This is a genomic window from Streptomyces sp. SAS_281 (genome assembly GCF_052542855.1).
Map to the genome: position 1 here is coordinate 1 of NZ_JBMNDO010000013.1, position 23,020 is coordinate 23,020.

General features: G+C 73.5%; 23 protein-coding genes. 15 read left to right on the forward strand and 8 right to left on the reverse strand.

Going from position 1 to position 23,020, the window contains the following annotated elements:
• The 3 genes from ACN6LM_RS07345 to ACN6LM_RS07355 all read right to left on the reverse strand — a co-directional run.
• Positions 1 to 1,088 (reverse strand): bifunctional RNase H/acid phosphatase (locus ACN6LM_RS07345; protein WP_445064450.1); only part of this gene is annotated, 1,088 nt, incomplete at its 3' end.
• Positions 1,088 to 1,831: a zinc ribbon domain-containing protein gene (locus tag ACN6LM_RS07350; protein WP_445064531.1), complete on the reverse strand. Its 744-nt coding sequence runs from the start codon at positions 1,829 to 1,831 to the stop codon at positions 1,088 to 1,090. The genes ACN6LM_RS07350 and ACN6LM_RS07345, both read right to left, overlap by 1 nt.
• Positions 1,828 to 2,664 (reverse strand): Nif3-like dinuclear metal center hexameric protein, encoded by an 837-nt coding sequence (locus ACN6LM_RS07355; RefSeq protein WP_445064451.1) that lies wholly within the window; start codon positions 2,662 to 2,664, stop codon positions 1,828 to 1,830. The genes ACN6LM_RS07350 and ACN6LM_RS07355 overlap by 4 nt, the downstream gene beginning before the upstream one ends.
• A gap of 198 nt (positions 2,665 to 2,862) precedes the next feature.
• Between ACN6LM_RS07355 and ACN6LM_RS07360 the strand changes: the two genes are divergently transcribed.
• The 8 genes from ACN6LM_RS07360 to ACN6LM_RS07395 all read left to right on the forward strand — a co-directional run bounded on the left by ACN6LM_RS07360 (position 2,863) and on the right by ACN6LM_RS07395 (position 11,848).
• On the forward strand, positions 2,863 to 4,173 hold the full coding sequence (locus tag ACN6LM_RS07360) for a hypothetical protein (protein ID WP_445064452.1): 1,311 nt from the start codon (positions 2,863 to 2,865) through the stop codon (positions 4,171 to 4,173).
• A 121-nt stretch (positions 4,174 to 4,294) separates the two neighbouring features.
• Positions 4,295 to 4,471 (forward strand): hypothetical protein, encoded by a 177-nt coding sequence (locus ACN6LM_RS07365; protein ID WP_203600444.1) that lies wholly within the window; start codon positions 4,295 to 4,297, stop codon positions 4,469 to 4,471.
• 212 nt (positions 4,472 to 4,683) lie between these two features.
• Positions 4,684 to 5,664, forward strand: a complete 981-nt coding sequence (locus ACN6LM_RS07370; protein WP_445064532.1) for an ABC transporter ATP-binding protein — start codon at positions 4,684 to 4,686, stop codon at positions 5,662 to 5,664.
• The gene (locus tag ACN6LM_RS07375; protein ID WP_445064453.1) at positions 5,664 to 6,383 is read left to right on the forward strand and encodes an ABC transporter permease; all 720 of its coding nucleotides are present in this window, start codon (positions 5,664 to 5,666) and stop codon (positions 6,381 to 6,383) included. The genes ACN6LM_RS07370 and ACN6LM_RS07375 overlap by 1 nt, the downstream gene beginning before the upstream one ends.
• A gap of 53 nt (positions 6,384 to 6,436) precedes the next feature.
• Positions 6,437 to 7,639, forward strand: coding sequence for a sensor histidine kinase (locus ACN6LM_RS07380; RefSeq protein ID WP_445064454.1), 1,203 nt, complete (start codon positions 6,437 to 6,439; stop codon positions 7,637 to 7,639).
• A 5-nt stretch (positions 7,640 to 7,644) separates the two neighbouring features.
• Positions 7,645 to 8,277 (forward strand): response regulator, encoded by a 633-nt coding sequence (locus tag ACN6LM_RS07385; RefSeq protein WP_445064533.1) that lies wholly within the window; start codon positions 7,645 to 7,647, stop codon positions 8,275 to 8,277.
• A gap of 57 nt (positions 8,278 to 8,334) precedes the next feature.
• Positions 8,335 to 9,777 carry a glycosyltransferase family 39 protein gene (locus ACN6LM_RS07390; RefSeq protein WP_445064455.1) on the forward strand — a complete coding sequence of 481 codons (1,443 nt, stop codon included), beginning with the start codon at positions 8,335 to 8,337 and terminating at the stop codon, positions 9,775 to 9,777.
• A 277-nt stretch (positions 9,778 to 10,054) separates the two neighbouring features.
• Positions 10,055 to 11,848 (forward strand): MFS transporter, encoded by a 1,794-nt coding sequence (locus tag ACN6LM_RS07395; RefSeq protein ID WP_445064456.1) that lies wholly within the window; start codon positions 10,055 to 10,057, stop codon positions 11,846 to 11,848.
• Here the strand turns inward: ACN6LM_RS07395 and pepE are convergent.
• Positions 11,811 to 12,539 carry a dipeptidase PepE gene (gene pepE, locus ACN6LM_RS07400; RefSeq protein ID WP_445064457.1) on the reverse strand — a complete coding sequence of 243 codons (729 nt, stop codon included), beginning with the start codon at positions 12,537 to 12,539 and terminating at the stop codon, positions 11,811 to 11,813. The genes ACN6LM_RS07395 and pepE overlap by 38 nt on opposite strands.
• A gap of 27 nt (positions 12,540 to 12,566) precedes the next feature.
• Positions 12,567 to 13,400 carry an IclR family transcriptional regulator gene (locus tag ACN6LM_RS07405; protein WP_445064458.1) on the reverse strand — a complete coding sequence of 278 codons (834 nt, stop codon included), beginning with the start codon at positions 13,398 to 13,400 and terminating at the stop codon, positions 12,567 to 12,569.
• 148 nt (positions 13,401 to 13,548) lie between these two features.
• On the opposite strand from ACN6LM_RS07405, the gene ACN6LM_RS07410 reads away from it, so the two are divergent.
• The 6 genes from ACN6LM_RS07410 (at position 13,549) to ACN6LM_RS07435 (ending at position 19,987) form a co-directional block, all read left to right on the forward strand.
• Positions 13,549 to 14,502, forward strand: coding sequence for a DUF1177 domain-containing protein (locus ACN6LM_RS07410; RefSeq protein WP_445064459.1), 954 nt, complete (start codon positions 13,549 to 13,551; stop codon positions 14,500 to 14,502).
• Positions 14,502 to 15,893: a cytosine permease gene (locus ACN6LM_RS07415; protein WP_445064460.1), complete on the forward strand. Its 1,392-nt coding sequence runs from the start codon at positions 14,502 to 14,504 to the stop codon at positions 15,891 to 15,893. Before ACN6LM_RS07410 ends, ACN6LM_RS07415 begins: the two co-directional genes overlap by 1 nt.
• On the forward strand, positions 15,890 to 17,215 hold the full coding sequence (locus tag ACN6LM_RS07420) for a M20/M25/M40 family metallo-hydrolase (RefSeq protein ID WP_445064461.1): 1,326 nt from the start codon (positions 15,890 to 15,892) through the stop codon (positions 17,213 to 17,215). The genes ACN6LM_RS07415 and ACN6LM_RS07420 overlap by 4 nt, the downstream gene beginning before the upstream one ends.
• A 100-nt stretch (positions 17,216 to 17,315) precedes the next feature.
• On the forward strand, positions 17,316 to 17,960 hold the full coding sequence (locus tag ACN6LM_RS07425) for a class I SAM-dependent methyltransferase (RefSeq protein ID WP_445064462.1): 645 nt from the start codon (positions 17,316 to 17,318) through the stop codon (positions 17,958 to 17,960).
• A gap of 82 nt (positions 17,961 to 18,042) precedes the next feature.
• Complete coding sequence (locus ACN6LM_RS07430; protein ID WP_445064463.1) at positions 18,043 to 18,990, forward strand: N-acetylmuramoyl-L-alanine amidase; 948 nt, start codon at positions 18,043 to 18,045, stop codon at positions 18,988 to 18,990.
• 223 nt (positions 18,991 to 19,213) lie between these two features.
• On the forward strand, positions 19,214 to 19,987 hold the full coding sequence (locus tag ACN6LM_RS07435; protein WP_445064464.1) for a hypothetical protein: 774 nt from the start codon (positions 19,214 to 19,216) through the stop codon (positions 19,985 to 19,987).
• A 70-nt stretch (positions 19,988 to 20,057) separates the two neighbouring features.
• On the opposite strand, the gene ACN6LM_RS07440 is transcribed toward ACN6LM_RS07435, so the two are convergent.
• The 3 genes from ACN6LM_RS07440 to ACN6LM_RS07450 all read right to left on the reverse strand — a co-directional run bounded on the left by ACN6LM_RS07440 (position 20,058) and on the right by ACN6LM_RS07450 (position 22,567).
• Positions 20,058 to 21,098, reverse strand: a complete 1,041-nt coding sequence (locus tag ACN6LM_RS07440) for a PHP domain-containing protein (RefSeq protein ID WP_445064465.1) — start codon at positions 21,096 to 21,098, stop codon at positions 20,058 to 20,060.
• 97 nt (positions 21,099 to 21,195) lie between these two features.
• Complete coding sequence (locus ACN6LM_RS07445; RefSeq protein ID WP_445064466.1) at positions 21,196 to 21,972, reverse strand: maleylpyruvate isomerase family mycothiol-dependent enzyme; 777 nt, start codon at positions 21,970 to 21,972, stop codon at positions 21,196 to 21,198.
• A gap of 40 nt (positions 21,973 to 22,012) precedes the next feature.
• Positions 22,013 to 22,567 (reverse strand): hypothetical protein, encoded by a 555-nt coding sequence (locus tag ACN6LM_RS07450; protein WP_445064467.1) that lies wholly within the window; start codon positions 22,565 to 22,567, stop codon positions 22,013 to 22,015.
• Between the two features lie 149 nt (positions 22,568 to 22,716).
• On the opposite strand from ACN6LM_RS07450, the gene ACN6LM_RS07455 reads away from it, so the two are divergent.
• On the forward strand, positions 22,717 to 23,004 hold the full coding sequence (locus ACN6LM_RS07455; RefSeq protein WP_445064468.1) for a hypothetical protein: 288 nt from the start codon (positions 22,717 to 22,719) through the stop codon (positions 23,002 to 23,004).
• Positions 23,005 to 23,020 lie beyond the last annotated feature (16 nt).

The window sequence follows — 23,020 nt, forward strand, 5'->3', positions numbered from 1 at the left end:
AACAGCGCCTCCGGGGGCGCTCCCAGGGCGAGCCGGACCAGGGTCTTGATCGGCGTGACGTGCGTGACGACGAGGACCGTGCGGCCCGCGTAGCGCGTGACGAGGCGGTCCCGGGTGGCCGCCACGCGGCGGGCGACCTCCGCGAAGCTCTCGCCGCCGCCCGTGGGGGCCGCGTCCGGGGAGGCGAGCCAGGCGTCCAGGTCGGCCCCGTACCGTTCCCCGACCTCGCCGAACGTGAGCCCTTCCCAGGCCCCGAAGTCCGTCTCGCGCAGCCCGTCCTCGACCCGGACCTCCAGGCCCAGCCGGGCCGCGACCGCCCCGGCCGTCTCGCGGCAGCGGCGCAGCGGCGAGCTGACGACCTCCTGCACGGTGGAGCGCGCCGCGAACGCCGCGGCCGCGCGCTCGGCCTGGACCAGGCCGGCCGGGGAGAGCGCGGGGTCGGTGCCGCCGCTGCCGGAGAACCGCTTCTGCGGGGTGAGGGCCGTCTCGCCGTGCCGCAGCAGGACGAGGGTGGCGGGCGCGCCCAGATCGGGCGCCGAACCCCAGCCCACCTGGGGGGTGACGGGGTCGGAGGGGGGCGGGGCCGCCGCCGCCTCCGGGGAGCGCGGGGTGTCCAGGGCGGCCGTGGACACCGAGGGCTCCCACCGGTCACCGCGCCGGCCCGCGTCCATCGCCTCGTTGGCCAGCCGGTCGGCGTGCCGGTTCCGCTCGCGCGGGATCCACTCGTACGTGACGTCCGCGCCGGGCAGGACCGCCGCCGCCTCGGCCGCGAGCGGCTTCATGTCCGGGTGCTTGATCTTCCAGCGGCCCGACATCTGCTCCACGACCAGCTTGGAGTCCATCCGGACGCTCACCCGGACCCCGGTGCCCACCGGGCCGTCCGCGAGCAGCGCGCCCACCGCGCGGAGTCCGGCGACGAGACCCTTGTACTCGGCGACGTTGTTGGTCGCGACGCCGATGTACTCGGCGGTCTCGGCCAGCGTCTCGCCGGTGTCCGGGTCGATCACGACCGCGCCGTAGCCGGCGGGGCCCGGGTTGCCCCGGGAGCCGCCGTCGGCCTCGACCACGAACCGGCGCGGCAGGCTCACTACAGGCCCGAGTCGGCGGTGCGGACCAGGATGCGGCGGCAGTTCTCGCAGCGCAGCACCGTGTCGGGGGACGCGGCCTTCACATCGTTGATCTCGGTGATGTTGAGCTCCAGGCGGCAGCCCTCGCAGCGGCGCTGGTAGAGGCGGGCGGCGCCCACCCCGCCCTGCTGGGCGCGGAGCTTGTCGTACAGCTTCAGCAGGTCGGCGGGGACCGAACCGGCGACGACCTCGCGCTCCTTGGTGACCGAGGCGGCCTCCGTGTCGAGCTGCTGGGTCGCGGCGTCGCGGCGGGCGGTGGCGTCGTCCACCTTGGCCTGCACGGCGGCGACCCGGTCGGTCAGCTCGGCGACGCGCTCCTGCGCGGACTCCCGGCGCTCCATGACCTCCAGGACGATGTCCTCCAGGTCGCCCTGGCGCTTGGCGAGCGAGGCGATCTCGCGCTGGAGGCTCTCCAGGTCCTTCGGCGAGGTGACCGCACCGGAGTCCAGGCGCTGCTGGTCGCGGGCGGCGCGCTGGCGGACCTGGTCGACGTCCTGCTCCGCCTTGGTCTGCTCGCGGGCGGTGTCGCTCTCCTCGGTGGTCGAGGCGACGAGCAGGTCGCGGAGCTGGGCGAGGTCGGCCGTCAGCGACTCGATCTCGGCGTGCTCGGGCAGGGACGTGCGGCGGTGCGCGAGCTGGGAGAGGCGCTGGTCGAGCGCCTGGACGTCGAGAAGTCGGATCTGGTCGGCGGGCGCGGCGTTCAGTTGGGGGCTCCAGAAGAGTGGTGGGCGGTCCAGGGGTCGGTGACCTGCTTCGAGACGTGGACCCGCAGGTCCCATCCGAGGCGGTCGGAAATCGCTTCGAGCTGTGCCGCGGCCTGCTCGCACCACGGCCACTCGGTGGCCCAGTGTGCGGCATCGACCAGGCCGAGCGGCGAGTGCTGGGTGGCCTCGGAGGCCGGGTGGTGGCGCAGGTCGGCGGTGAGGAAGGCGTCCGCACCGGCGGCGCGCACCGCGTCGAAGAGGCCGTCGCCCGATCCGCCGCTCACCGCGACGGTGCGCACGAGCGCGTCCGGGTCGCCGGCCAGGCGGACGCCCTGCGCGGTGGCGGGCAGCCGGGCGGCGGCGCGGGCGGCGAACGCGCCCAGGGTCTCGGGGTGGTCGAGCACGCAGATCCGGCCGAGCCCCCGGCGGCCCGCCGGGTCCGTCGGGTCCGGTACGAGGGGGCGTTCGACGCGCAGGTCGAGCGCGGCGGCCAGGGCGTCGGAGACGCCGGGGTCGGCGGTGTCGGCGTTGGTGTGGGCCACGTGCAGCGCGATGCCGTCGCGGATCAGCGTGTGCACGACGCGGCCCTTGAAGGTGTCCGCCGCGACCGTCGTCGTACCGCGCAGGTAGAGCGGGTGATGGGTCACGACGAGGTGCGCGCCCAGCTTCTTCGCCTCGTCGGCGACCTCCTGGACGGGGTCGACGGCGAAGAGCACCCGGTGGACCTCGGCGTCCGGATCACCGCAGACGGTGCCGACCGCGTCCCATCCTTCGGCCCGCTCGGGCGGCCAGAGGGCGTCGAGCTCGGAGATGACTTCAGACAGACGGGGCACGGAGGAAAGGCTACCTGCCCGCCGCGCCCCGGGAAGCCCCGGGAACGGGCCGCCGGCGGCTCGGCCCCGTACAGCACACGCACCCCTGGCCGTACAGCGAAATCCGGCCATCACCACCCTTATGTGTGAAGTGGGAGAGGTCGTGTTGTTCGGCTGGAAGTGCGAAAACTAGCTTCGGTTGCCGGAGGTGATGAGTCGATGACTGCCTGTGCCATCGAGGAGGGGGCCACGACGGATGACGACGGTCCGGCGGAGCCGGAGCCGGACCCCGGTCCCGGCGGACCCGTGGAGCCGGAGCCGGACCCCGGTCCCGGCGGACCCGTGAGGACCCTGGCGGAGACTGGCCCGGTGGCGGACACCCCGGCGCCCGAGGCTCCCGCGACACCCGAGGCGGACACCCCCGCCGAAACGGTTCTGCCGCCTTTCACGCTCACCGCCGACGGCGCGTACGGCGCCCGGCTCACCGCCGCCCCGGTGCCCGCCGGCGACACCGCCTGGTACGCCGAGCGCTGGACGCTCGACGGGCCCGAGCCGTACGCCGTACCGCTGCCCACCGACCAGCCGGAGGAGGCGGAGGCGCAGGTGGTGCCACTCGCCGACGGGCGGGTGCTGATCCGGCGGCGGGTCGCCGAGCGGCACACCTTCTCGCTCCTCTACCCGACCGGCCCCGGCACCGGCGAGCTGCTGCTCGGCGCCGTCGAGCGGGACGCGCTCACCCTGCTGCCGCCGTCGCCGGACGGGGCGAGCGCGTACGCCCTGGCGGTCGGCGCGTACTCCACGGAGCTGTGGCGCGTGGCGGGCGGGGCGGCCGGGCCCGAGCACATCGCGGACCTGCCGGGGCGTTGCTCCGGCGGCGTCTGGCTGGACCGGGCCGGCCGGCTGCTGGCCCTGGACCGGGAACCGGCGGGCGGCGGCCCGGTGAAGACGGTCGCGGTGGACCTGGGGCGGGGCGCCGAGATGACCCCGCTGCTCCAGATCGCGCCGGACAGCGACGACCGGCTGCTGCTCGCGGACCCCGACAGCGGGCTGCTGCTGATCCGCTCGGACGCGCCCGGCCGGGACCGGCTCGGCTGGGGGGTGCTCGGCAGCTGCCTGCCGGTGCGGTTCCCCGAGTGCCTGCGGCTGCCGGGCTGCGCGGTGGTGCCGTTCGCCGTGCAGCCGGGGCAGATGCTGATGCCGGAGAGCTGTGCGGTGGCCCTCAGGATCGACGGGGCGGCGGGCAGCTGGATCGGGCTGTGGCGCCCCTCGGGCCGTCGGCTGCACCAGCTCGCGGCACCCGCGGGCTGGCTGGCGGGCAGCGGGGTCTGGTCGCGTGACGGGGTGCTCGGACTCCCGTACGCGGACGGGGACACGGCGTGCGCGGTGGCCCTGCTGGAGATGCCGGAGGAGACGGAGCCGGCATGCGACGTAAGTGGTAAGCAACCTTCCGCGCCATCGGTGAATCCTCCAGTGTGTACACCGGTTCCACTGGGGCAGGCGCCACTCATGGGGCGTACGGCCCCTGGCTAAGCTTGGGCCGGGCTCACGCACCGTGCGTCTCGGTCACCGACCGTGGCCTTTCCCGGACGGGCGGCGGCGTGACGCTCCGGTTGGCACACACGTAAGCGATCACAACGGGGTGACTTCCCACATGTCTGAAGCCCGCACCGACACGACCCAGACGTTCCCGCCGGGGGCGGACGCGCAGCGGGGCGACGCCGGCGGCTCCGGAAAGCACCGAGGGGGTGTGGCGACGGACGACACGGCTGCGACGCCGGCCGGCCGCCATCGCCGCCCCGCCGAGGAGAGCGGCGCGGCGGCGGCCTGACCGCCGCCGACCGAGGAGGGGAATGCGGCGCCCCCGCCGCCCGGGAGACCGTCCCGGGCGGCGGGGGCGCCGTGCTGTACGCGCCGGACGCGGAGCCTCCGCGTCCGCGATGACAAATGTCATGGCGGACCGCGTACATATACATCTGCCGCCGCCTGCTCACGCTGCGTAACGTCGTAGACATGACACAGACAAGGGACGACGAGGCCGCGGTGGTCTTCACCGGGGTGGTGAAGACGTTCGGACGGGCCGGGCGGAGCGTACGGGCCGTCGACGGCATCGACGTGCGGATCGGGCGGGGCGAGACCGTGGCCCTGCTCGGCCGCAACGGGGCGGGGAAGTCCACCACCATCTCGCTGCTGCTCGGGCTCGACGAGCCGGACGAAGGGGCTGTGCGGGTCCTGGGCCGCTCCCCCGGGCAGGCGGTGCGGGCGGGTCTGGTCGGCGCCATGCTCCAGGAGGGCCGGCCGATACCCAGGGTGACCGTGCGCGAGCTGGTCGCCTTCGTCGCCTCGACCTATCCGCGTCCGCTGCCGGTCGCCGAGGCGCTGGCCCTGGCCGGCGTGACGGAGTACGCGGACCGGCGCATCGACAAGCTCTCGGGCGGCCAGACCCAGCGGGTGCGGTTCGCCGTCGCGCTGGCCGGCAACCCCGAGCTGATCGTGCTGGACGAGCCGACCGCCGCCCTGGACGTGGCGGGGCGGCGCGCGTTCTGGGACTCGATGCGGGCCTACGCCCGGCGCGGCAACACCGTGCTCTTCTCCACGCACTATCTGGAGGAGGCCGACGAGAACGCGGACCGGATCGTCGTCATCGACCGGGGCCGGACCGTCGCGGACGGCAGCGGCGAGGCCATCAAGGACGCGGCCGGACACAGCCAGGTCGCCTTCGACCTCGCGGGCCGCTCCACCGAGGGTCTGGACCGGCTCCCCGGTGTCGTCGCCGTCGAGGTGACCGGCGACCGCGCCCTGCTGCGCACCGACGACTCGGACGCGACGGTCGTGGAGCTGGCCCGGCTGGGCCTGGTCCGTGGCCTCCAGGTCTCCCGGGCCACGCTGGAGACAGCCTTCCTGGCGCTCACCGCACCCGGGGAGCCCGCGCCCGGCGGCACCGTCGCGCCGGGCGACACCACGACGCCCGGGGACACCGCACACGCGAGGAGCTCGGCCCGGACCGAGAAGGAGACCGTCTGATGTTCCGTTACATCCTGCTCGAAATGCGCCGGACCCTGCGGGACGCCGGATTCCTGATCTTCGGCACGGGCATGCCGGTGATGATGTACCTGATCTTCACCAACATCGGTGACGACGGCGCCGACGGCTGGAAGACCGCGTCCATGGTCGGCATGGCCGCGTACGGCGCGCTCGGCTCCGCGATGTCCATCGGCACGGGCGTCGCGTCCGACAAGTCCCTCGGCTGGCTCCAGCAGTTGAGGGTCACCCCGCTCTCCCCCTCGCACGCGGTGGCGGGCCGGGCGGTCAGCGGCTCGGTGACCGTGCTGCCGGTGATCCTGACCGTGCTGCTGGCCGGCGCCCTGATCAACGGGGTGCGGATGGCGGCCTGGCAGTGGGCGGTGCTGGTGGTGCTGCTGTGGGCCGGCGCGCTGCCCTTCACCCTGCTCGGCCTGGGCAACGGCTACCGGCTGACCCCGCAGGGCACCGGCGTCGTCAACGTCGCCTGCCTGATGGGCTTCGGCGTCCTCGGCGGGCTGTGGTTCCCGCTGGAGATGCTGCCCGAGTGGCTGCGTTCGGTCGGCCGGTTCACCCCGGCCAACCGGTTCGCGGACCTCGGCTGGGCGACGACCGACGGACACGCGCCGGGTGCCTCGACCCTGGGCGTGCTCGCCGCATGGCTCCTGCTGTTCGGCGCGTACGCGGTGATCTCGTACCGTCGGTCCGCCAGGACCGAGTGACGGGAGCGCACATGCCGGGGACCGCACGACCGTCGTTCAGGGAGCGCCGCCGGATGCGGAAGGAGGGCCGCAGGCCGGGACCGCCGTCGCCGTACGCCCTGCTGCCGTGGCTGCTGATGGGCCTCGGCGCCTTCTCCAACCTCTTCCAGGGCGAGACCCCCACCCCGTGGATCGCCGGCGCCGGCCTGCTGGCCTTCAACTCGCTCTACATCTCGGTGGTGTTCCGGGGCTTCACCAAGGAGAAGCGCGAGAGCCCCGTGACGTACGTCCTGCTGGGCGCGCTGGCCGCCGTCACCTTCGCCCTGGCCATCGGTTACGGGGGCAGCTGGCTGCTGTTCTTCCCGCTGCTCTCGCTGGCCGCCGGCACGGTCCTGCGCCATCGGCTGCTGGCGGTCGGGCTGCTCGGACTCGCGGTCGCCGCGTGCGCGGTCGCGGTCTGGCGCGACGACAGCGCGTCGCCGCCGTGGACGCTGGGGTACGGGACGTTCATCTCCGGGGCCGTGACGTCGGCCATCCTCCGGCTGGCCGAGACCGTGACGGAGCTGCGCGCCACCCGGCAGGAGCTGGCCCGCGCCGCCGTCGAAAGGGAGCGGCTGCGCTTCTCGCGCGATCTCCACGACCTGCTGGGCCACACGCTCTCGGTCATCGTGGTGAAGTCGGAGGCCGCGCGCCGGCTCGCCCCGCGCGACATGGACGCGGCACTGTCCCAGGTCGCCGACATCGAGTCGGTCGGGCGCCAGGCGCTCACCGAGATCCGCGAGGCCGTCACCGGTTACCGCGAGGGGAGCCTCGCGACCGAGCTGGACCGGGCCAGGTCCGCCCTGACCGCCGCCGCGATCGAACCGGTCGTCCGGCGCTCCGGGCCGCCGCTCGCCCCGCAGACCGAGGCGCTGCTGGGCTGGGTGGTGCGGGAGGCCGTCACCAACGTGGTGCGGCACTCCACGGCGACGCGCTGCGTGTTCGAGGTCGGCGGCACGGGCGAAAGGGTCCGGCTCACGGTGACCGACGACGGCCGGGGCAGGCCCGAGGGCCCCGCGCCCACCCCGGGCATCGGCGGCACCGGTCTCAAGGGGCTCACCGAACGGCTCGCGGCGGCGGGCGGCTCCCTGGTGGCGGGCCCCGGCCCGGACGGCGGCTTCGTGGTCACCGCCGAACTCCCGGTGGACGCGGGCGGCGACGAGGGTGGCGACGCCGACGCGGCGCCGGCGCCCGGAGCGGGGGACGGCCCGGCCTGCTCGCCTACCCTGGGCCGGTGAACGAGATGCCTCAGGAGCACCCCCCGGCCCCGTCCGTCCGCGTTCTGCTCGCCGAGGACCAGGGGATGATGCGCGGCGCGCTCGCCCTGCTGCTCGGGCTCGAACCGGACATCGAGGTGGTGGCCCAGGTCGGCGCGGGCGACGAGATCGTGGCGGCCGCGCTGGCGTCCCGGCCGGACGTGGCGCTGCTGGACATCGAGCTGCCGGGGCGCAGCGGCCTGGACGCGGCGGCCGATCTGCGTGAGGAGGTCCCGGACTGCAGGGTGCTGATCCTCACCACCTTCGGCCGGCCGGGTTATCTGCGCCGGGCGATGGAGGCGGGGGCGTCGGGCTTCCTGGTGAAGGACGGACCGGTCGAGGAGCTGGCCGAGGCGATCCGCCGGGTGCTCGCCGGGGAGACGGTGGTCGATCCGGCGCTGGCCGCCGCCGCGCTCAGCTCGGGGCCGAGTCCGCTCACCGCTCGGGAGCGGGACGCTCTGGTCGCGTCGGCGGACGGGGCGACGGTCGCCGACATCGCCGCCAAGCTGCATCTGTCAGAATCAACGGTCCGCAATTACCTTTCATCGGCGATCGGCAAGACGGGCACCCGCAACCGCATGGAGGCGGTCCGCGCGGCCCGGCAGCAGGGCTGGCTCTGACCGCGTCCGCTCCGTCGGCACCCCCGGCACCTTCGGCACCCAGGACCCGGTCACCTCATGTCATCCCGAATACCCACGCCTCGCCGCCTCCCCCCGCTCTGGCTCATACCGGCCCTCTGGACCCTGGGCCTCGGGCTCTGGGGGCTCTCGCGGCAGGACAGCCTGTGGCGGGACGAGGCGGCGACCTGGCAGGTGGCCCTGCGTTCCGCCGCCGAGATACGGCTCATGCTGGGCCACGTCGACGCGGTCCACGGGCTCTACTACCTGCTGATGCACGGCCTCTTCGACTGGTTCGGGCCGACGACCACGACCCTGCGACTGCCCTCCGTCCTGGCGATGGCGGTGGCGGCGGCCTGTGTGACGGCCATCGGCGAGCGGCTGGCCGGGAGATGGGCGGGCCTGGGCGCCGGAATGGCTCTCTGCCTGCTGCCGGCCGTGCAGTTCTACCTCCAGGAGGGCCGCCCGTACGCGCTGGTCGCGGCGGGCGCCGGGGTCTCGACCCTGCTCCTCGTGACCCTGCTCGGCGGGCGCGGCCGGTGGGGGCGCTGGGCGGCGTACGCGGGCACGGTGCTGGTCTGCGCGCTGCTGAACTGGTTCTCGCTGCTGATCCTGCCCGCGCACGCGGCGACGCTGGCGTGGAGCGGGGCCGGGCGCCGGGTGTGGGGGCGCTGGGCGGTGGCCTCGGCGGCGGCCTCGGCGGGCGCGCTGCCGCTGGTGCTGTACACCTCGGGCCAGTCCCGGCAGGTGTCCTGGATACCGCCGCTGACCTGGCACATGATGATCGGCCCCGCGGTGCTGCTGGCGATCGGCGGTCTCGGGGTCCTGGTGGACCGGCCGGGCGGGCGCCGGCTCTCGGTGGCGTCGGTGGGCCTGCCGCTGCTGGCGGTCCCCCAGCTCGGACTGGCCGCCGTCTCACTGGGCAAGCCGCTCTTCCTGGACCGCTACATCCTCTTCAGCCTGCTCGGCCTGGCGCTGCTCATCGGCTCACTGCTGGGGGCGGCGGTACGGGCGGTGGCGCCCCGGTTCCCGGCGGCGTCACGGTGGCTCGTGCCCGTACTGCTCGCCTGCTCGGTGGCGGCGCTGCTGCCGCAGTCGCTGGCCAAGCGGTCGCCGTCGAGCCGGGTGGACGACGTGCTGGCCATGGCGGCGGACGTGCGCCGGATGAAAAAGCCGGGCACCGCGGTGGTGTTCCTGCCGGGTGCCCGGCGCGACGCGGAGCTGGTCTCGCCCGAGGCGTTCACCGGTCTGCGCGACATAGCGCTGGCCCGGAGCCCGCACGCGTCCGGGACGCTGAACGGGGTGGAGGCGGCACCGGTCCGGATCAGGCAGGCGATGCTCGCCCAGCGCCGGATACTGCTGGTCACGGACGCGCCGGGGGCGGCGCGTCCGGAGAACGGGCGGCGCGAGAAGGCGAAGGCGGCCGTCCTGAAGAACTACTTCACCGTGGTCGAGGACCAGCGGGTGCGGGGGCGTCGGGTGACGCTGTACGAACGGAACTGACGTTCTCCGCTTCGCGGCCCCGGGGCGCCCCGACGCCTCACCGGCCCTGGTGCCCCGACGCCTCACCGGCCCTGGTGCCCGGCGCAGGAGCGGCACGGCGTCCCCCGGCATCGCCACGCGCCCGCGCGCACCCGCGCGCCCTTCGCACCCCGCGCCCCGGAATACGCCGTAGCCGAGGAAGGTTCACCCTGCACAGACTTGGCGGTCGGTGCTGCCCGCAGCACCGGCCGTAACCGTACGCACGTCCCCTTCCCACCGCTGCCCGGAGGCCGCACGCATGCCACAGACGACGCACGAACAGCCCGGCGCGGAGCTTCCCGATCCGCGCGCGAAGGCGGGCCGGGGGATCGTCCCCGTGCTCGCCTTCGCGGGTATCACCGTCGCCGTGATGCAGACCCTGCTCGTCCCCGTCATCAAGGATCTGCCCGCCCTTCTGCACACCGCCCCCTCCAACGCGACCTGGGTGATGACCGCCACCCTGCTCGCCGGAGCCGTCGCCACGCCGATCATGGGGCGGCTCGGAGACCTGTACGGCAAGCGCGGAATGCTGCTGGCCAGCCTCGCCGTGATGGTCGTCGGCTCCCTGATATGCGCCTTCACCGACGATCTCGTCGTCATGATCGTGGGCCGCGCCCTCCAGGGCTTCGCCATGGGCGCGATCCCGCTGGGCATCGGCATCATGCGTGACGAACTGCCGCGCGAGAAGCTGGGTTCGGCGATGGCGCTGATGAGTTCGTCGATCGGGGTGGGCGGCGGACTCGCGCTGCCGGCCGCCGCGCTCGTCGCCCAGCACGCCGACTGGCACGTCCTCTTCTTCGGCTCGGCCGGGCTCGGCGTGCTGGCCATGGCGCTGACCGTCTTCGCGGTGCCGGGGGGCACGCTGCGCGCCCCCGGCCGGTTCGACACGGTCGGCGCGCTCGGTCTCTCGCTCGGCCTGGTGCTCCTGCTGCTGCCGATCACCAAGGGCAGCGACTGGGGCTGGGGCTCGCCCACCACCCTCGGACTGATCGCCGCCTCGCTCGTCGTGCTGGTGCTGTGGGGGCTCTTCGAGCTTCGCAGCGACGCCCCGCTGGTGGATCTGCGGACCACGGCCCGCCGCGAGGTGCTGCTCACCAACCTGACCTCGATCATGGTCGGCGTCGCGTTCTACGCCGTCTCCCTGGTCCTGCCCCAGCTGCTCCAGCTGCCCGCCTCCACCGGTTACGGCCTCGGCCAGTCGATGGTGGTCGCCGGGCTCTGCGTGGCCCCGCTCGGCCTGACGATGATGTTCGTCGCCCCGCTGTACGCGCGGATCTCCGCCCGCAAGGGCCCGAAGGTCTCGCTGATCCTCGGCATGCTGATCATCGCCATCGGTTACGGGGCCGGGCTCGGCCTGATGAGCGCCCCCTGGCAGACCGTGCTGATCGCCGTCCTCCTCGGCGCCGGCATCGGGCTCGCCTACTCCTCGCTGCCCGCCCTCATCATCGGCGCCGTCGACGCCTCGGAGACCGGCGCCGCCAACGGGCTCAACACCCTGATGCGCTCCATCGGCACCTCGGTCTCCAGCGCGGTCATCGGCATGGTCCTGGCCCACACCTCGACCCCCATGGGCGGGGTCGAGGTGCCCACGATGAAGGGCTTCCGGATCTCGTTCCTCATCGCGACGGGCGCCGTGGTCGCCGGTCTCGTCCTGGCCTCGTTCCTGCCGTCCCGGCGCACGGCCACCGCGCCGGTACTGCTGGCGAGCAGCGAGGGCGACGAGGCGGCCCGGCGCGCCGCCGAGGACGTCGAGCCGCTCCCCCTGCCGGCCCCGGAGGGTTTCCGCGGCCGGGTGCTGGACGCGAAGGGGGCCCCGGTCGCCGGGGCCAACGTGACCCTGATCGACCGGCAGGGCCGGCAGGCGGGGCTCACCACCACCGACGCGCGGGGCCGCTGGGCGCTGGCCGCCCCGGATGCCGGCACGTTCGTCCTGGCGGCGTCGGCCACCGGCCACACGCCGCGCGCCTGCCCGGCGCAGGGCGGCTCCGCGGTCACCGACCTCGTGCTGGGGGGTGTCAGCGCGCCGGAACGTCGAACCGCGGTTCCGTCCTGAGCAGCCAGGACACGTCCGTCCCGGCCGCCAGCTCCTGCGGCGCTCCGTCCCGCGTGAACAGGCGGGCGGGGCGGGCGCCCTCGACCCGGGCCGCCGCGTCCTCGACGCGGAGCCAGGAGCCCTCGCGCAGGCCGAGGACCGGGACGTCGTTCTCCTCCAGGAATTCGGTGAGCCGTTCCTCCCGGGTCTCGCCCTTGTGGGTGCTGGCCGGGTCCGGGTCCAGGTAGTGCGGGTTGATCTGGAACGGGACGAGGCCCAGGGTCGCGAAGGACGGCGGCTGCACGATGGGCATGTCGTTGGTGGTCCGCAGGGTGGGCGCCGCCATGTTGGTGCCGGCGCTCGCCCCCATGTACGGCAGCCCGGCGCGCACGGCGTCCGCGACGGCCTCGCGCAGCCCGGTCCGGTACAGGGCGCTCAGCAGCCGGAAGGAGTTGCCGCCGCCGATGAACACGGCGTCGGACTCCGTCAGCGCGGCGGCCGGCTCGGCGTGCTCGTGGACACCGCGCACGGTGATCCCGGCCGGTTCCAGGGCGCCGCGGACGCGCGCGGTGTACGTGTCGTGGTCGGCGAGCGCGTACGGCACGAAGGCGAGGCGGGCGCCGGCGGGCAGGAACGCGGTGACCGTGTCCAGGGCGTGTTCCAGGTAGCCGCGGCCGTACTGGGTGGAGTTGGAGAGCAGGAGCAGGTTCACGGGGTACTTCCTCCGGGGGTCGTTGGGTCAGGCGGACGGGGTGCGGCGGGCCTTGGGTTTAGGGCGCTGCGGCGGGTGGGTGAGGCGCTTCTCCAGCAGCGCGGCGGCGTTTCGCAGCGCGTCGAGGCGGTTCTCCGGCGCGCCCTCGAACCGTTCCTCGGCGCCGCCGAGGCTGAGGCTCCCGTACGGTTCGCGGCCCAGGAAGACGGGCACGGCGAGGGTCGCGATGCCGGTGTCGTACTCGCCGACGGTCCAGGCGTACCCCTGGGCGCGGACCTTCAGGAGCTGCTGCTCCAGCACGTCCGGGTCGGTGACCGTGCGGTCGGTGAAGCGGGCCATCGGGCGGCCCCGGAAGAGCCGGTGGCGCTGCTCGTCGGGCAGGTAGGCGTAGAACGACTTGCTGGTCGCCCCGGCGTGCGCCGGGTACAGCTCGCCGACCAGCGGGTAGTAGCGCAGCGGCCCCGCCTCGCCCTCCTCGGCGGCCACGCACCGCATGTGGAAGCTGTCCGGCAGGCAGAACAGCACGGTGTCGCCGGTGACCCGGCGCAGCTCCTCCAGTACCGGTCCGGCCAGCAGCTCCAGTGATCCCGAGCGCTCCCAGAGCCGGCCCAGGCGCAGCACGGCGGGGCCGATGCGGTAGCGCCGGGTGGCGGGGTCGGAGACCAGGAAGCCGCGTCCCGCGAGCGTGGCGAGGAGCCGCTGGGCGACGGAGGTGTCCCAGCCGAACTCCGCCGCGACCTCGGTCACGCCCCAGTCGGGCCGGGTCCGCTCGAACGCGAGCAGCACGAGCAGCGCGCGGTCGACGGTCTGGAGGGCTCCGGCGGGGGTGCGCCGGTCGAGTTCGAACTCCGCCATGGCCATCTCACCATTCAGACGTGAATTGCAGATAACGGGAAATCATTGCGCTCAACGCTATCCGATCCCGAATCTGCTCTCAGCACCCCGTCCGGAGCCCCCGCTCCCTGACGGACTCCGGACGGGTGTGACGGATGCGCGAGAAAGGCCCCCCATGTTGAAGTACGTACTGGACCTCGTCGAACTGCTCGACGACCCCCGGGCCAATGGCAGGACGGCTGTCGGGTACCTGGACGCCGCGGCGGGGGCCGAGGGATCGTCCGCCCAGGTCACCACGGTCGCCGGTGAGCGGGGCTCGACGGACTTCGTCTCGGTCCGCATCCCGGGCTCCCGGGGCCGCACGGCCGGGGGCGACGCCCGCACCCTGGGCGTCGTGGGCCGGCTCGGCGGCATCGGCGCCCGGCCCGAGGTGACGGGTCTGGTCTCCGACGCCGACGGTGCGATCTCGGCGCTGGCCGCCGCCGCCAAGCTGCTCGACATGCGCCGCCGGGGGGATGTGCTGCCCGGCGACGTGATCATCGCCACGCACATCTGCCCGGACGCGCCGACCGAGCCGCACGACCCGGTGCCCTTCATGGGCTCGCCGGTGGACATCGCCACGATGAACCGCCACGAGGTGACCGGCGAGATGGAGGCCGTGCTCTCCATCGACACCACCAAGGGAAACCGCGTCATCAACCACAAGGGCCTCGCCCTGTCGCCCACCGTCAAGGAGGGCTGGGTGCTCCGCGTGAACGAGCAGCTGGGGGAGCTGCTGGCCGTGGTGACCGGTGAGCCGTTGGTCACGTACCCGGTGACCACCCAGGACATCACCCCGTACGGTAATGGGGCACACCACATCAATTCGATCCTTCAGCCGTCCACCGCGACGGCGGCCCCAGTGATCGGCCTGGCCATCACCTCGGCCGCGGCGGTGCCGGGCTGCGGGACGGGCGCGAGTCACGAGAGCGACATCGCGTCCGCCGCCCGCTACGCCGTCGAGGTCGCCAAGGCGTACGGCGACGGCCGGCTGGACTTCCACGACGCGGTGGAGTTCGACAACCTCGTCAGCCGCTACGGCTCGCTGACCCACCTGCAGACCTTCGGCCGCACCCCCCAGGAGTCCTGATGCCAGCCGCCCCGCAGTCCGGTGCCGTGGCGCCCGCGCCCAAGAGCATCGGCAGCGACGACTACGCGCTCTCGCGCGTCCCGCGCGACAAGCGGTTCGGCTTCTGGTCGATGCTCCTCCAGTGGCTGGCCCAGTCCGGTTCGATCTCGCAGTTCACGCTCGGCGCCACCATCGGCGTCGGGATGACCTTCGGCGACGCGTTCCTCGCGTTCACGCTGGGCGCGGTGATCCTGGAGGTGGTGATCTTCGCGATCGGCCTGGCCGGGATGCGCGAGGGCCTGGCGACGCCGATGCTGACCCGCTGGGTCGGCTTCGGGCGCAACGGCTCGGCGCTGGTCAGCTTCGTGATCGCGGTCAGCCTGGTCGGCTGGTTCGGCGTCCAGAACAAGATCTTCGGCGACAGCGTCTCGGCGCTGGTCGGCGGCCCGTCCTGGATGTGGTGCGTGCTCGCGGGCATCGCCATCACCGCCCTGGTGATCTTCGGCTTCCGATACATGGCCAACTTCGCGAAGGTCGTCACGCCGCTCTTCTTCGCCATGGTCGCCTTCTCGGTGATCCGGACCCTGAACGACCACTCGTTCAGCGACCTGGTCCACTCGCCGGCGCCAGGAGAAACGATTCCGCTGGCCGTCGCCGCCACCGCCATCGCGGGCGGCTACATGACGGGCGCGATCGTCTCCCCCGAGATGACCCGCTACAACCGCAAGGGCTCGCACGTCTTCCTGCAGAGCGCCTCGTCCATGATCCTCTCCGAGTACATCGTCGGCCTGACCGGCGTGCTCCTGGGCCACCTGGTCAAGAGCAACGAGGTCTCGCACATCGTGCTCTCCACCTCCGGCGCCTTCGGGGTGCTCGTCGTCCTGATGTCCACGGCGAAGATCAACGACTGGAACCTGTACGGCTCCTCGCTCGGCGTCGTCAACTTCTTCCAGGTCGTCTTCGGCAAGCGCGTCCACCGCGGCGCGGTGACCATCGTGCTCGGCATCGCGGGCACGGTCCTGTCGGCCGTCGGGATCATGAGCCACTTCACCGAGTTCCTCACGATCCTCGGCGTCGCCATCCCGCCCATCGGCGGGATCATCGTGGCCGAGTACTGGGTCGTCAAGCGGATGCGCAAGCCGCTGGACGAGACCCGGGAGGCCCAGACCCTGCCGGCGCACTCGCCGACCTGGGTGCCGATGTCGATCGCGATCTGGATCGCGGCGTTCTGCGTCGGCAAGTTCTACGACGGCGGCATCCCGGCCCTGAACTCGCTGGCCACCGCCTTCGTCCTGTACTGCGCCCTGGGCCTGCTGGGCTGGATCAAGCCCTACGGCACCTCCGCCCTCGCCGACGAGCAGGACGGCCCGGCCCCGGCCGCCCGCACCACCACCCCCGTGGGAGCAGCATGAGCACCGCACCCGGCACCGCACCGGTCCTGGCCTCCGACGAGGCCCAGGAGGAGGTCGTCGCCCTCTGCGCCGAGCTGATCAGGTTCGACACCTCCAACCCGACGAGCACCGAGCGCGCGAGCGCCGAGTGGGTCGTGGCCCGCCTCGCCGAGGTGGGCATCGACTCGGAGCTGGTCGAGTCCGCGCCCGGCCGCGCCAGCGTCATCGCCAGGATCGTCGGCCGCGACCCGGCCCGCGGCGCCCTCCTGGTCCACGGCCACCTGGACGTGGTCCCGGCGGACGCCTCCGAATGGCAGGTGCCGCCCTTCTCCGGCGAGATCCGCGACGGCTACCTCTGGGGCCGGGGCGCGATCGACATGAAGGACACCGTCGCGGTGATGCTGGCCACCGCCCGGCACTTCGCCCGCACCGGCACGCGGCCCTCGCGCGACCTGGTCCTCGCCTTCCTCGCCGACGAGGAGGCGGGCGGCAAGTTCGGCGCGCACTGGCTGGTCGAGCACCGCCCGGAGCTGTTCGCCGGCGTCACCGAGGCGATCGGCGAGGGCGGCGGGTTCTCGTTCGCGATCGACGACACCCGGCGGCTGTACCCCATCGAGAACGCCCAGCGCGGCATGGCCTGGATGGAGCTCACCGCCACCGGCCGGGCCGGCCACGGCTCATCGCCCAACGACGAGAACGCGGTCACCGACCTCGCGGAGTCGCTGACCCGGATCGGCCGCGAGACCTTCCCGATCCGTCTCATCGAGCCGGTCCGCGCACTCCTCGAAGAGGCCGCCCGGCTCTACGGGGTGGAGTTCGACGAGGAGGACATCGAGGGCAGCCTCGCCCGGCTGGGCCCGGTCGCGGACTTCATGCAGGTGGTGCTGCGCAACTCGGCGAACCCGACGATGTTCAGCGCCGGCTACCAGACCAACGTGATCCCGGGGAAGGCCACCGCCCGCGTGGACGGCCGCTTCCTGCCGGGCCACGAACAGGAGCTGATCGACACGATCGACCGGCTGCTGCTGCCCTCGGTCGGGCGGGAGTGGGTCAACCACGACATCGCCATGGAGACCACGTTCGACGGCCCGCTGGTCGACGCCATGTGCGCGGCGGTCCGCGCCGAGGACCCGGACGGCCACCCGGTGCCCTACTGCAACCCCGGCGGCACGGACGCCAAGGCGTTCACGCATCTGGGCATCCGCTGCTTCGGCTTCAAGGGCCTGAAGCTCCCGCACGACCTGGACTACGGCCGCCTCTTCCACGGCGTGGACGAGCGCGTCCCGCTGGAAGGGCTGCGCTTCGGCGTCCGCGTCATGACCCGCCTCTGGCAGAGCTGCTGACCCGAGCCACGCCAGGCGCCCCTCCGTACGCCCCCGCCGCAGCCGGCGACGGGGGCGTACGGCACGATGGCGCCCTACCCGTCCCACCAGGAGGAACGCCGTGGCCGCCGAACCCGAGCCGGAGATTCTCGCCGCCTTCCAGGCCGCCAAGGGCTTCATGCCGGTGGTCGAGGGGCTCGCGCTGTACGAGGCGGCCACCGGGGCCGCCGCGCTCGGCCTGCCGCTGCTGGAGGTCGGCACCTACTGCGGGCGCTCCACGATCCTGATCGCCGACGCGGCGCGGGCGGCCGGCGTCACCGCGCTCACCGTCGACCACCACCGGGGCAGCGAGGAGCAGCAGCCCGGCTGGGAGTACCACGACCCGACCGTGGTGGACCCGGAGGTGGGCCGCATGGACACCCTGCCCACCTTCCGCAGGACGCTGCACGCGGCGGGCCTGGAGGACCACGTGGTGGCGCTCGTGGGTCGCTCGCCGCAGGTGGCGGCGGTGTGGGGTGGCCCGCTGGGCTTCGTCTTCATCGACGGCGGCCACACCGACGAGCACGCGAACGGCGACTACGAGGGCTGGGCCCCGCATGTCGCCGAGGGCGGGCTGCTGGTGATCCACGACGTGTTCCCGGACCCCGCGCACGGCGGCCAGGCCCCGTACCGGGTGTATCTGCGGGCGCTGGAATCGGGCGCCTTCACGGAGGTCTCCGTCACGGACTCGCTGCGCGTGCTGCGCCGCACCGGGCCGGGCATCTGACCGCACGGCCTGTTCACGGGGCGTTCCCGGCCGGTCCGCGGACGCCCCGGACAGGGCAGGGCCCGGCCGGTAGCATCGCCGGGTGCGCCACCACGAGAGCCTTCCCCCCACCCCGCGCCGCCCGCTCCGGCTCGCCGCCCCCGCCGCCCTGCTGTGCCTGGGCCTGGGCCTGGCCGGCTGCGGCGACGGAGGCGGCACCGCGCAGGCCCAGGCCGGGCCGAGCGGCGGTCCCGCCGCCACCCCGGCCGCACCGGTTCCGCCGTCAGCGGCGCCCACGAAGGCCGCCCCGTCGCCGTCGAAGGCCCCGGCGAAATCCCCGGCGAAGTCCCCCTCCAGGCCGCCGGCCGCTCCCGACGGACCGCTGTCCGGCAAGACCGTGGTCATCGACCCCGGGCACAACCCGCGCAACCACCTGCACACCGCCGCGATCAACCGCCAGGTCGACATCGGCACCGGCCGCAAGGAGTGCGACACCACCGGGACCTCCACCAACGGGGGTTACGCGGAGGCGGAGTTCACCCTCGACGTGGCGCACCGGCTGCGGGACCTGCTGCGGGCGCAGGGCGCGACGGTGCTCCTGACGTACGACAGGGACCGGGAGTTCGGGCCGTGCGTGGACGAGCGGGCGCGTATCGGGAACGAGGCGCACGCGGACGCGGTGGTCTCGGTGCACGCGGACGGCTCGGCCGTGGGAAACCGGGGATTCCATGTGATCCTCCCCGCATCGGTGCGCGGCGGAGACGCGGACACCTCGGAGATCGTGGCCCCTTCGCGCGATCTCGGTACCCGTATCGCCGGTCTGTTCGTACGCAGTACCGGAAGTTCGCCTTCCAATTATGTGGGCGGCAAAACGGGTTTGGACGTACGCAAGGATCTCGGCGGACTTAATTTGTCGACCGTGCCCAAAGTCTTCATCGAATGCGGCAATATGCGTGATCCCAAGGACGCCGCCCTGCTCACCAGCCCGGGCTGGCGCCAGAAGGCCGCCCAGGGCATCGCGGACGGTATCAGCAGCTACCTCAAGGGGTAAGCAAGGGGTGATTCTGCGATGAATTCGGGAGGATGTTCCCGCACCAACCGGGCAGGAACCCAACCCGCCCGGGCAGACGATAGATTCATCCCTACGATGGGGAGCCGTTCCCGAGCTTCAAGCCGTGCCCGCCGCGTATCCGGCGGCAGCGACGACCGCCCCGACGAGACGATCGACTAAGGACCTTCACGTGAATATCCGCTCCCTCACTCGAGGCGACGGCGTGGTGATCGGAGCAGCGGTCGTGCTGTTCATCGCCTCGTTCCTGGACTACTACGACTACGGAAACGCCGCCGCGGACGCCCCCAACTCCTGGGACCTCCTGGGCAACGGCATCGGCGTCTACATGGTCGGAGTGATCGGCGCAGCGCTGATCGTGCTCTCCCGTTCCCAGGCCCAGCCGCGCAAGATCGTGGGTCTCGACCTCGGCCAGTTCGGTGTCGCCGCCACGGTGTTCACCGCGTGGAACCTGTTCTGGACGATCATCGACCTGGGCCAGATCGACGCGGGCGCCGGCCTGATCCTCGGCTTCATCGCCTCCCTGGCGCTGGCCGCGGGCGCGGTCGCCTCGCCGCTGGTCCCCGCCCTGAAGGCCCCGCTCGCCGGTGCCCCGAGCCCGCAGGCCGTGCAGCCGCCGTACGGTGGCCAGCCCAGTCAGGGCTACGGCTACCCGGGCGGTCCGCAGCCGGCGTTCGGCGGCCAGCAGCCGGGCCAGCCGCAGCCGTACGGTGCGCAGCAGCCCGGTCAGCCCGAGGCGCAGAAGGCCCCGGCGGCGCCGGCGGCCGGTGGCGGCGCCGGCGACTTCACCCCGTTCTGGTTCGCGGTGCCGGTGGCCCGCCAGCTGTACAACGAGGACGGTTCGCAGGCCCCGATCGCCGAACTGGCGCCGGGCACCTGGTACCTCGCGGTCGAGCAGCACGGTTCGGCGCTGATCGCCCAGACGCAGGACGGCCGTCGCGGCGTCCTCCAGGACACCACGGGCATCCAGCGCGGCTGACGCCCGCACCCCGCCCGTCACAGCGGCCCCCTGCCCCTTCCGGGCGGGGGGCCGTCGGCGTACCCGGGGCTCAACCGCCCGCGCGCTCCGGGATCCTGCCCTGCCGGGTCCAGCGCAGCAGCTCGTCGGCCGTCCAGGTGGTGACCACGCGCTCCGGCGGGACCTCGCACTCCTCGGCGCGGGCGCACCCGTACGCCTGCCAGTCGAGCTGGCCCGGTGCGTGGGCGTCGGTGTCGACGGCGAAGAGGGTGCCCGCCGCCACGGCCCGGCGCAGCAGCCGGCGGGGCGGGTCGAGCCGTTCCGGCCGGCTGTTGATCTCGACGGCGGTGCCGGCCTCCGCGCAGGCGGCGAAGACCTCGTCGGCGTCGAACGACGACTCGGGGCGGCCCCGGCCGGTGACGAGGCGCCCGGTGCAGTGGCCGAGGACGTTCGCCTGCGGATGGCGGACGGCGGCGACCATCCGGCGGGTCATCGGGGCGGCGTCCATGCGGAGTTTGGAGTGGACGGACACCACGACCAGGTCGACCTGGTCGAGCAGGTCCTCCTCCTGGTCCAGGGAGCCGTCCAGGTTGATGTCGCACTCGATGCCGGTGAGCAGCCTGAACGGCGCCCACCGCTGGTTGAGTTCGGCCACCTCGGCGAGCTGCCGGCGCAGCCGCTCCGGGGAGAGGCCGTTGGCCACGGTGAGCCGGGGCGAGTGGTCGGTGAGCACCGTCCAGTCGTGGCCCAGCTCCGCCGCCGCGCGGCCCATCTCCTCGATGGGGCTGCCGCCGTCCGACCAGTCGGAGTGCGTATGGCAGTCGCCGCGCAGCAGGGACAGCAGGTGCGCGCCGCCCTCCGCGAGGGGCCCGGCGCTCGCCGCCTCGGACTCCAGCCGGTCCAGGTAGCCGGGTGTCTCCCCGGCCGCCGCCTCGCGGATCACCTGGGCGGTGCGGGGGCCGATGCCCTTGACCCGTTCCAGCGAGCCGTCCGCCACGCGCCGCTCCACCTCGCCGTCGTCCATCGCGGCGACGGTGCGCGCGGCGGTGCGGAACGCCTGGACACGGTAGGTGACCGCCTTGCCGCGCTCCAGCAGGAAGGCGATCCGCTCCAGGGCCCTGACGGGGTCCATCGGCACCTCCTCGCGGGACGGGACGGGACGGCCGGCGGCCGCCCGTCCAGCTTGGCCCAGCCGGGACGGGCCCGCACACCGGGCCGGGCCGGGCCGCTCAGCCGAAGGTGGTGTGCTCCAGCCAGGAATCCAGCACCCCGCCGTCGCCCAGCACCTCCACCCGGTCGCTGTCGGGGGCCCGGCGGCGGTTGAGCACCAGCATCACGTCGGTGAGCGGCCCCCGCAGCGCCACGTCCGCCTTGTCGTGCGCCCGGCGCCAGGTGACGCCGTCCGCGCCGCGCTCGATGAGCCATTCGGCGTCGGGCGCGTCGGTGGCGTACAGGTGCAGGGTGCGCCCGTCGCGGGGCAACTCGGCGATCCCGGGGTGGCCCAGCTTCTGCGCGAAGACCACGATCTCCAGCCACTCCTCGATGGTGTCCGCCGCCAGCTCGGGCGTCATCGTGTACGGGGCCTTCGCCGCGAGGGCCGCGTCGGCGAGGTGGACGACGGTCTCGATGGCCATGCGGCGGGCCCAGAAGCCCGCGCTGTGGTCCCAGGCCCAGGACCACGCCTCGGCGTCCGGCCCGGCCTCCCGCAGCGCGTCGGCGGTGCCGGCGGCGCCGGCCGCGAGCCAGGCGTCGAGCGCGGCGGGGTCGTCGCTCGCCGGGCTGTTGTCCGGCACCTTGTCCTCCGCCACCGCCTCGGCTGCCCGGGTGCGGACGATCTCGCCGGCCCAGCGGTGCGCGCGGCCGACGTGCTCCGCCAGTTCGCGCAGGGTCCAGTCGGGGCAGGTCGGCACGGTCGCACCGAGGTCGGCGCCCTGAAGGGTCGCCCTCAACTCCCCCGTGAGGCGGACGATTTCATGGCAGTAGCGCTCGTGCGCGAGAAGTCCCATGATCGCACCCTAGAGCGGGCCGGGCCGAGTTGACATGCGGTTATCCGCCGAGCTGCGAGGTGGACGGGACCTTGTCCCTCACCTCGGCGCCCGCGCTCTTCCCGGCGTCCTTGATGCCGCTGATGACGTCCTCGAACACGCCGATGTCGCCGGCGTCCGCATCGCCGTTGCGGACCTTGGCGGTGAGTCCCTTGAGCGAGGCGATTCCCGCGGTGAGCGGGGCGACGGCCTTCGACAGCAGCGGGTCGCCCTTGGCGTTCTCCGTCGCGGCCTTCAGCCGGTTGTAGGCGAAGCCGCCCGCGAGCCCGGCCTTGACGAGGGCGAGGGTGCGCCCGTCGGTGCCCTTCTTGAACTTCCCGGCCCGGTACGGCTTCACGATCCACTGGTACGTGGCGCCCGCGGCGAGCCCCGCGTTGGCGACGAACCTGGTCTTGGCCCACTTCTGCGCCTCGGCCGACGAGGTGCCCGTGGGCGACGCCGAACTGCTCGCACCGCTGTCCTTGTCGTCGCTCCCGCACGCGGTGGCGCCCGCCAGGAGCGCGCAGGCCAGCAGCAGCGCGAGCAGCGGGCGGCGGAGCGGGACGGGACGGGGCACGGCGGGCCTCCCTGGCCGGGGCGGGGCGGGTGCCGGGACCCGGCACTCCCCGCCAGGCTGGCCGGGGCACGGGCAACCCGCCACCGCTGCGCGGCCGTACGGGTCCGGCCGACGGGTTTCGGCCCGGCGGGAGCGGCAACGCGGAGACCATGTCCTACAGCAGAGGCAACGGCTTCACCGCAGCACGTGTCATCGCCCTCGTGGCGGACGTCATGGCCTTCATTCTCGGCCTGTGGATCCTGATGTACCTGCTCGACGCGAACCGGGGCAACGAGCTGGTCGAGTTCGTGCGGGACACCGCCAGGTGGCTCGCGGGCTGGTCGTACGACCTGTTCACGTTCGACAAGGCATGGGCCAACGTCGTCGCCGGCTACGGCCTCGCCGCCCTGGTGTACCTGTTCATCGGGCACGCCGTGGCAGGCCGCGTCCGGCGCTGACCCCAGGGGTGTCCTG

What these genes read in the sequence shown, in the direction of transcription:
- ACN6LM_RS07360 (WP_445064452.1), top strand. Translation starts at nt 2,863, where the DNA reads ATGACTGCCTGTGCCATCGAGGAGGGGGCCACGACGGATGACGACGGT.
- ACN6LM_RS07365 (WP_203600444.1), top strand. Translation starts at nt 4,295, where the DNA reads ATGTCTGAAGCCCGCACCGACACGACCCAGACGTTCCCGCCGGGGGCG.
- ACN6LM_RS07375 (WP_445064453.1), top strand. Translation starts at nt 5,664, where the DNA reads ATGTTCCGTTACATCCTGCTCGAAATGCGCCGGACCCTGCGGGACGCC.
- ACN6LM_RS07380 (WP_445064454.1), top strand. Translation starts at nt 6,437, where the DNA reads ATGCGGAAGGAGGGCCGCAGGCCGGGACCGCCGTCGCCGTACGCCCTG.
- ACN6LM_RS07385 (WP_445064533.1), top strand. Translation starts at nt 7,645, where the DNA reads ATGCCTCAGGAGCACCCCCCGGCCCCGTCCGTCCGCGTTCTGCTCGCC.
- ACN6LM_RS07390 (WP_445064455.1), top strand. Translation starts at nt 8,335, where the DNA reads ATGTCATCCCGAATACCCACGCCTCGCCGCCTCCCCCCGCTCTGGCTC.
- ACN6LM_RS07395 (WP_445064456.1), top strand. Translation starts at nt 10,055, where the DNA reads ATGCCACAGACGACGCACGAACAGCCCGGCGCGGAGCTTCCCGATCCG.
- ACN6LM_RS07405 (WP_445064458.1), bottom strand. Translation starts at nt 13,400, where the DNA reads ATGGCCATGGCGGAGTTCGAACTCGACCGGCGCACCCCCGCCGGAGCC.
- ACN6LM_RS07410 (WP_445064459.1), top strand. Translation starts at nt 13,549, where the DNA reads ATGTTGAAGTACGTACTGGACCTCGTCGAACTGCTCGACGACCCCCGG.
- ACN6LM_RS07415 (WP_445064460.1), top strand. Translation starts at nt 14,502, where the DNA reads ATGCCAGCCGCCCCGCAGTCCGGTGCCGTGGCGCCCGCGCCCAAGAGC.
- ACN6LM_RS07420 (WP_445064461.1), top strand. Translation starts at nt 15,890, where the DNA reads ATGAGCACCGCACCCGGCACCGCACCGGTCCTGGCCTCCGACGAGGCC.
- ACN6LM_RS07440 (WP_445064465.1), bottom strand. Translation starts at nt 21,098, where the DNA reads ATGGACCCCGTCAGGGCCCTGGAGCGGATCGCCTTCCTGCTGGAGCGC.
- ACN6LM_RS07445 (WP_445064466.1), bottom strand. Translation starts at nt 21,972, where the DNA reads ATGGGACTTCTCGCGCACGAGCGCTACTGCCATGAAATCGTCCGCCTC.
- ACN6LM_RS07455 (WP_445064468.1), top strand. Translation starts at nt 22,717, where the DNA reads ATGTCCTACAGCAGAGGCAACGGCTTCACCGCAGCACGTGTCATCGCC.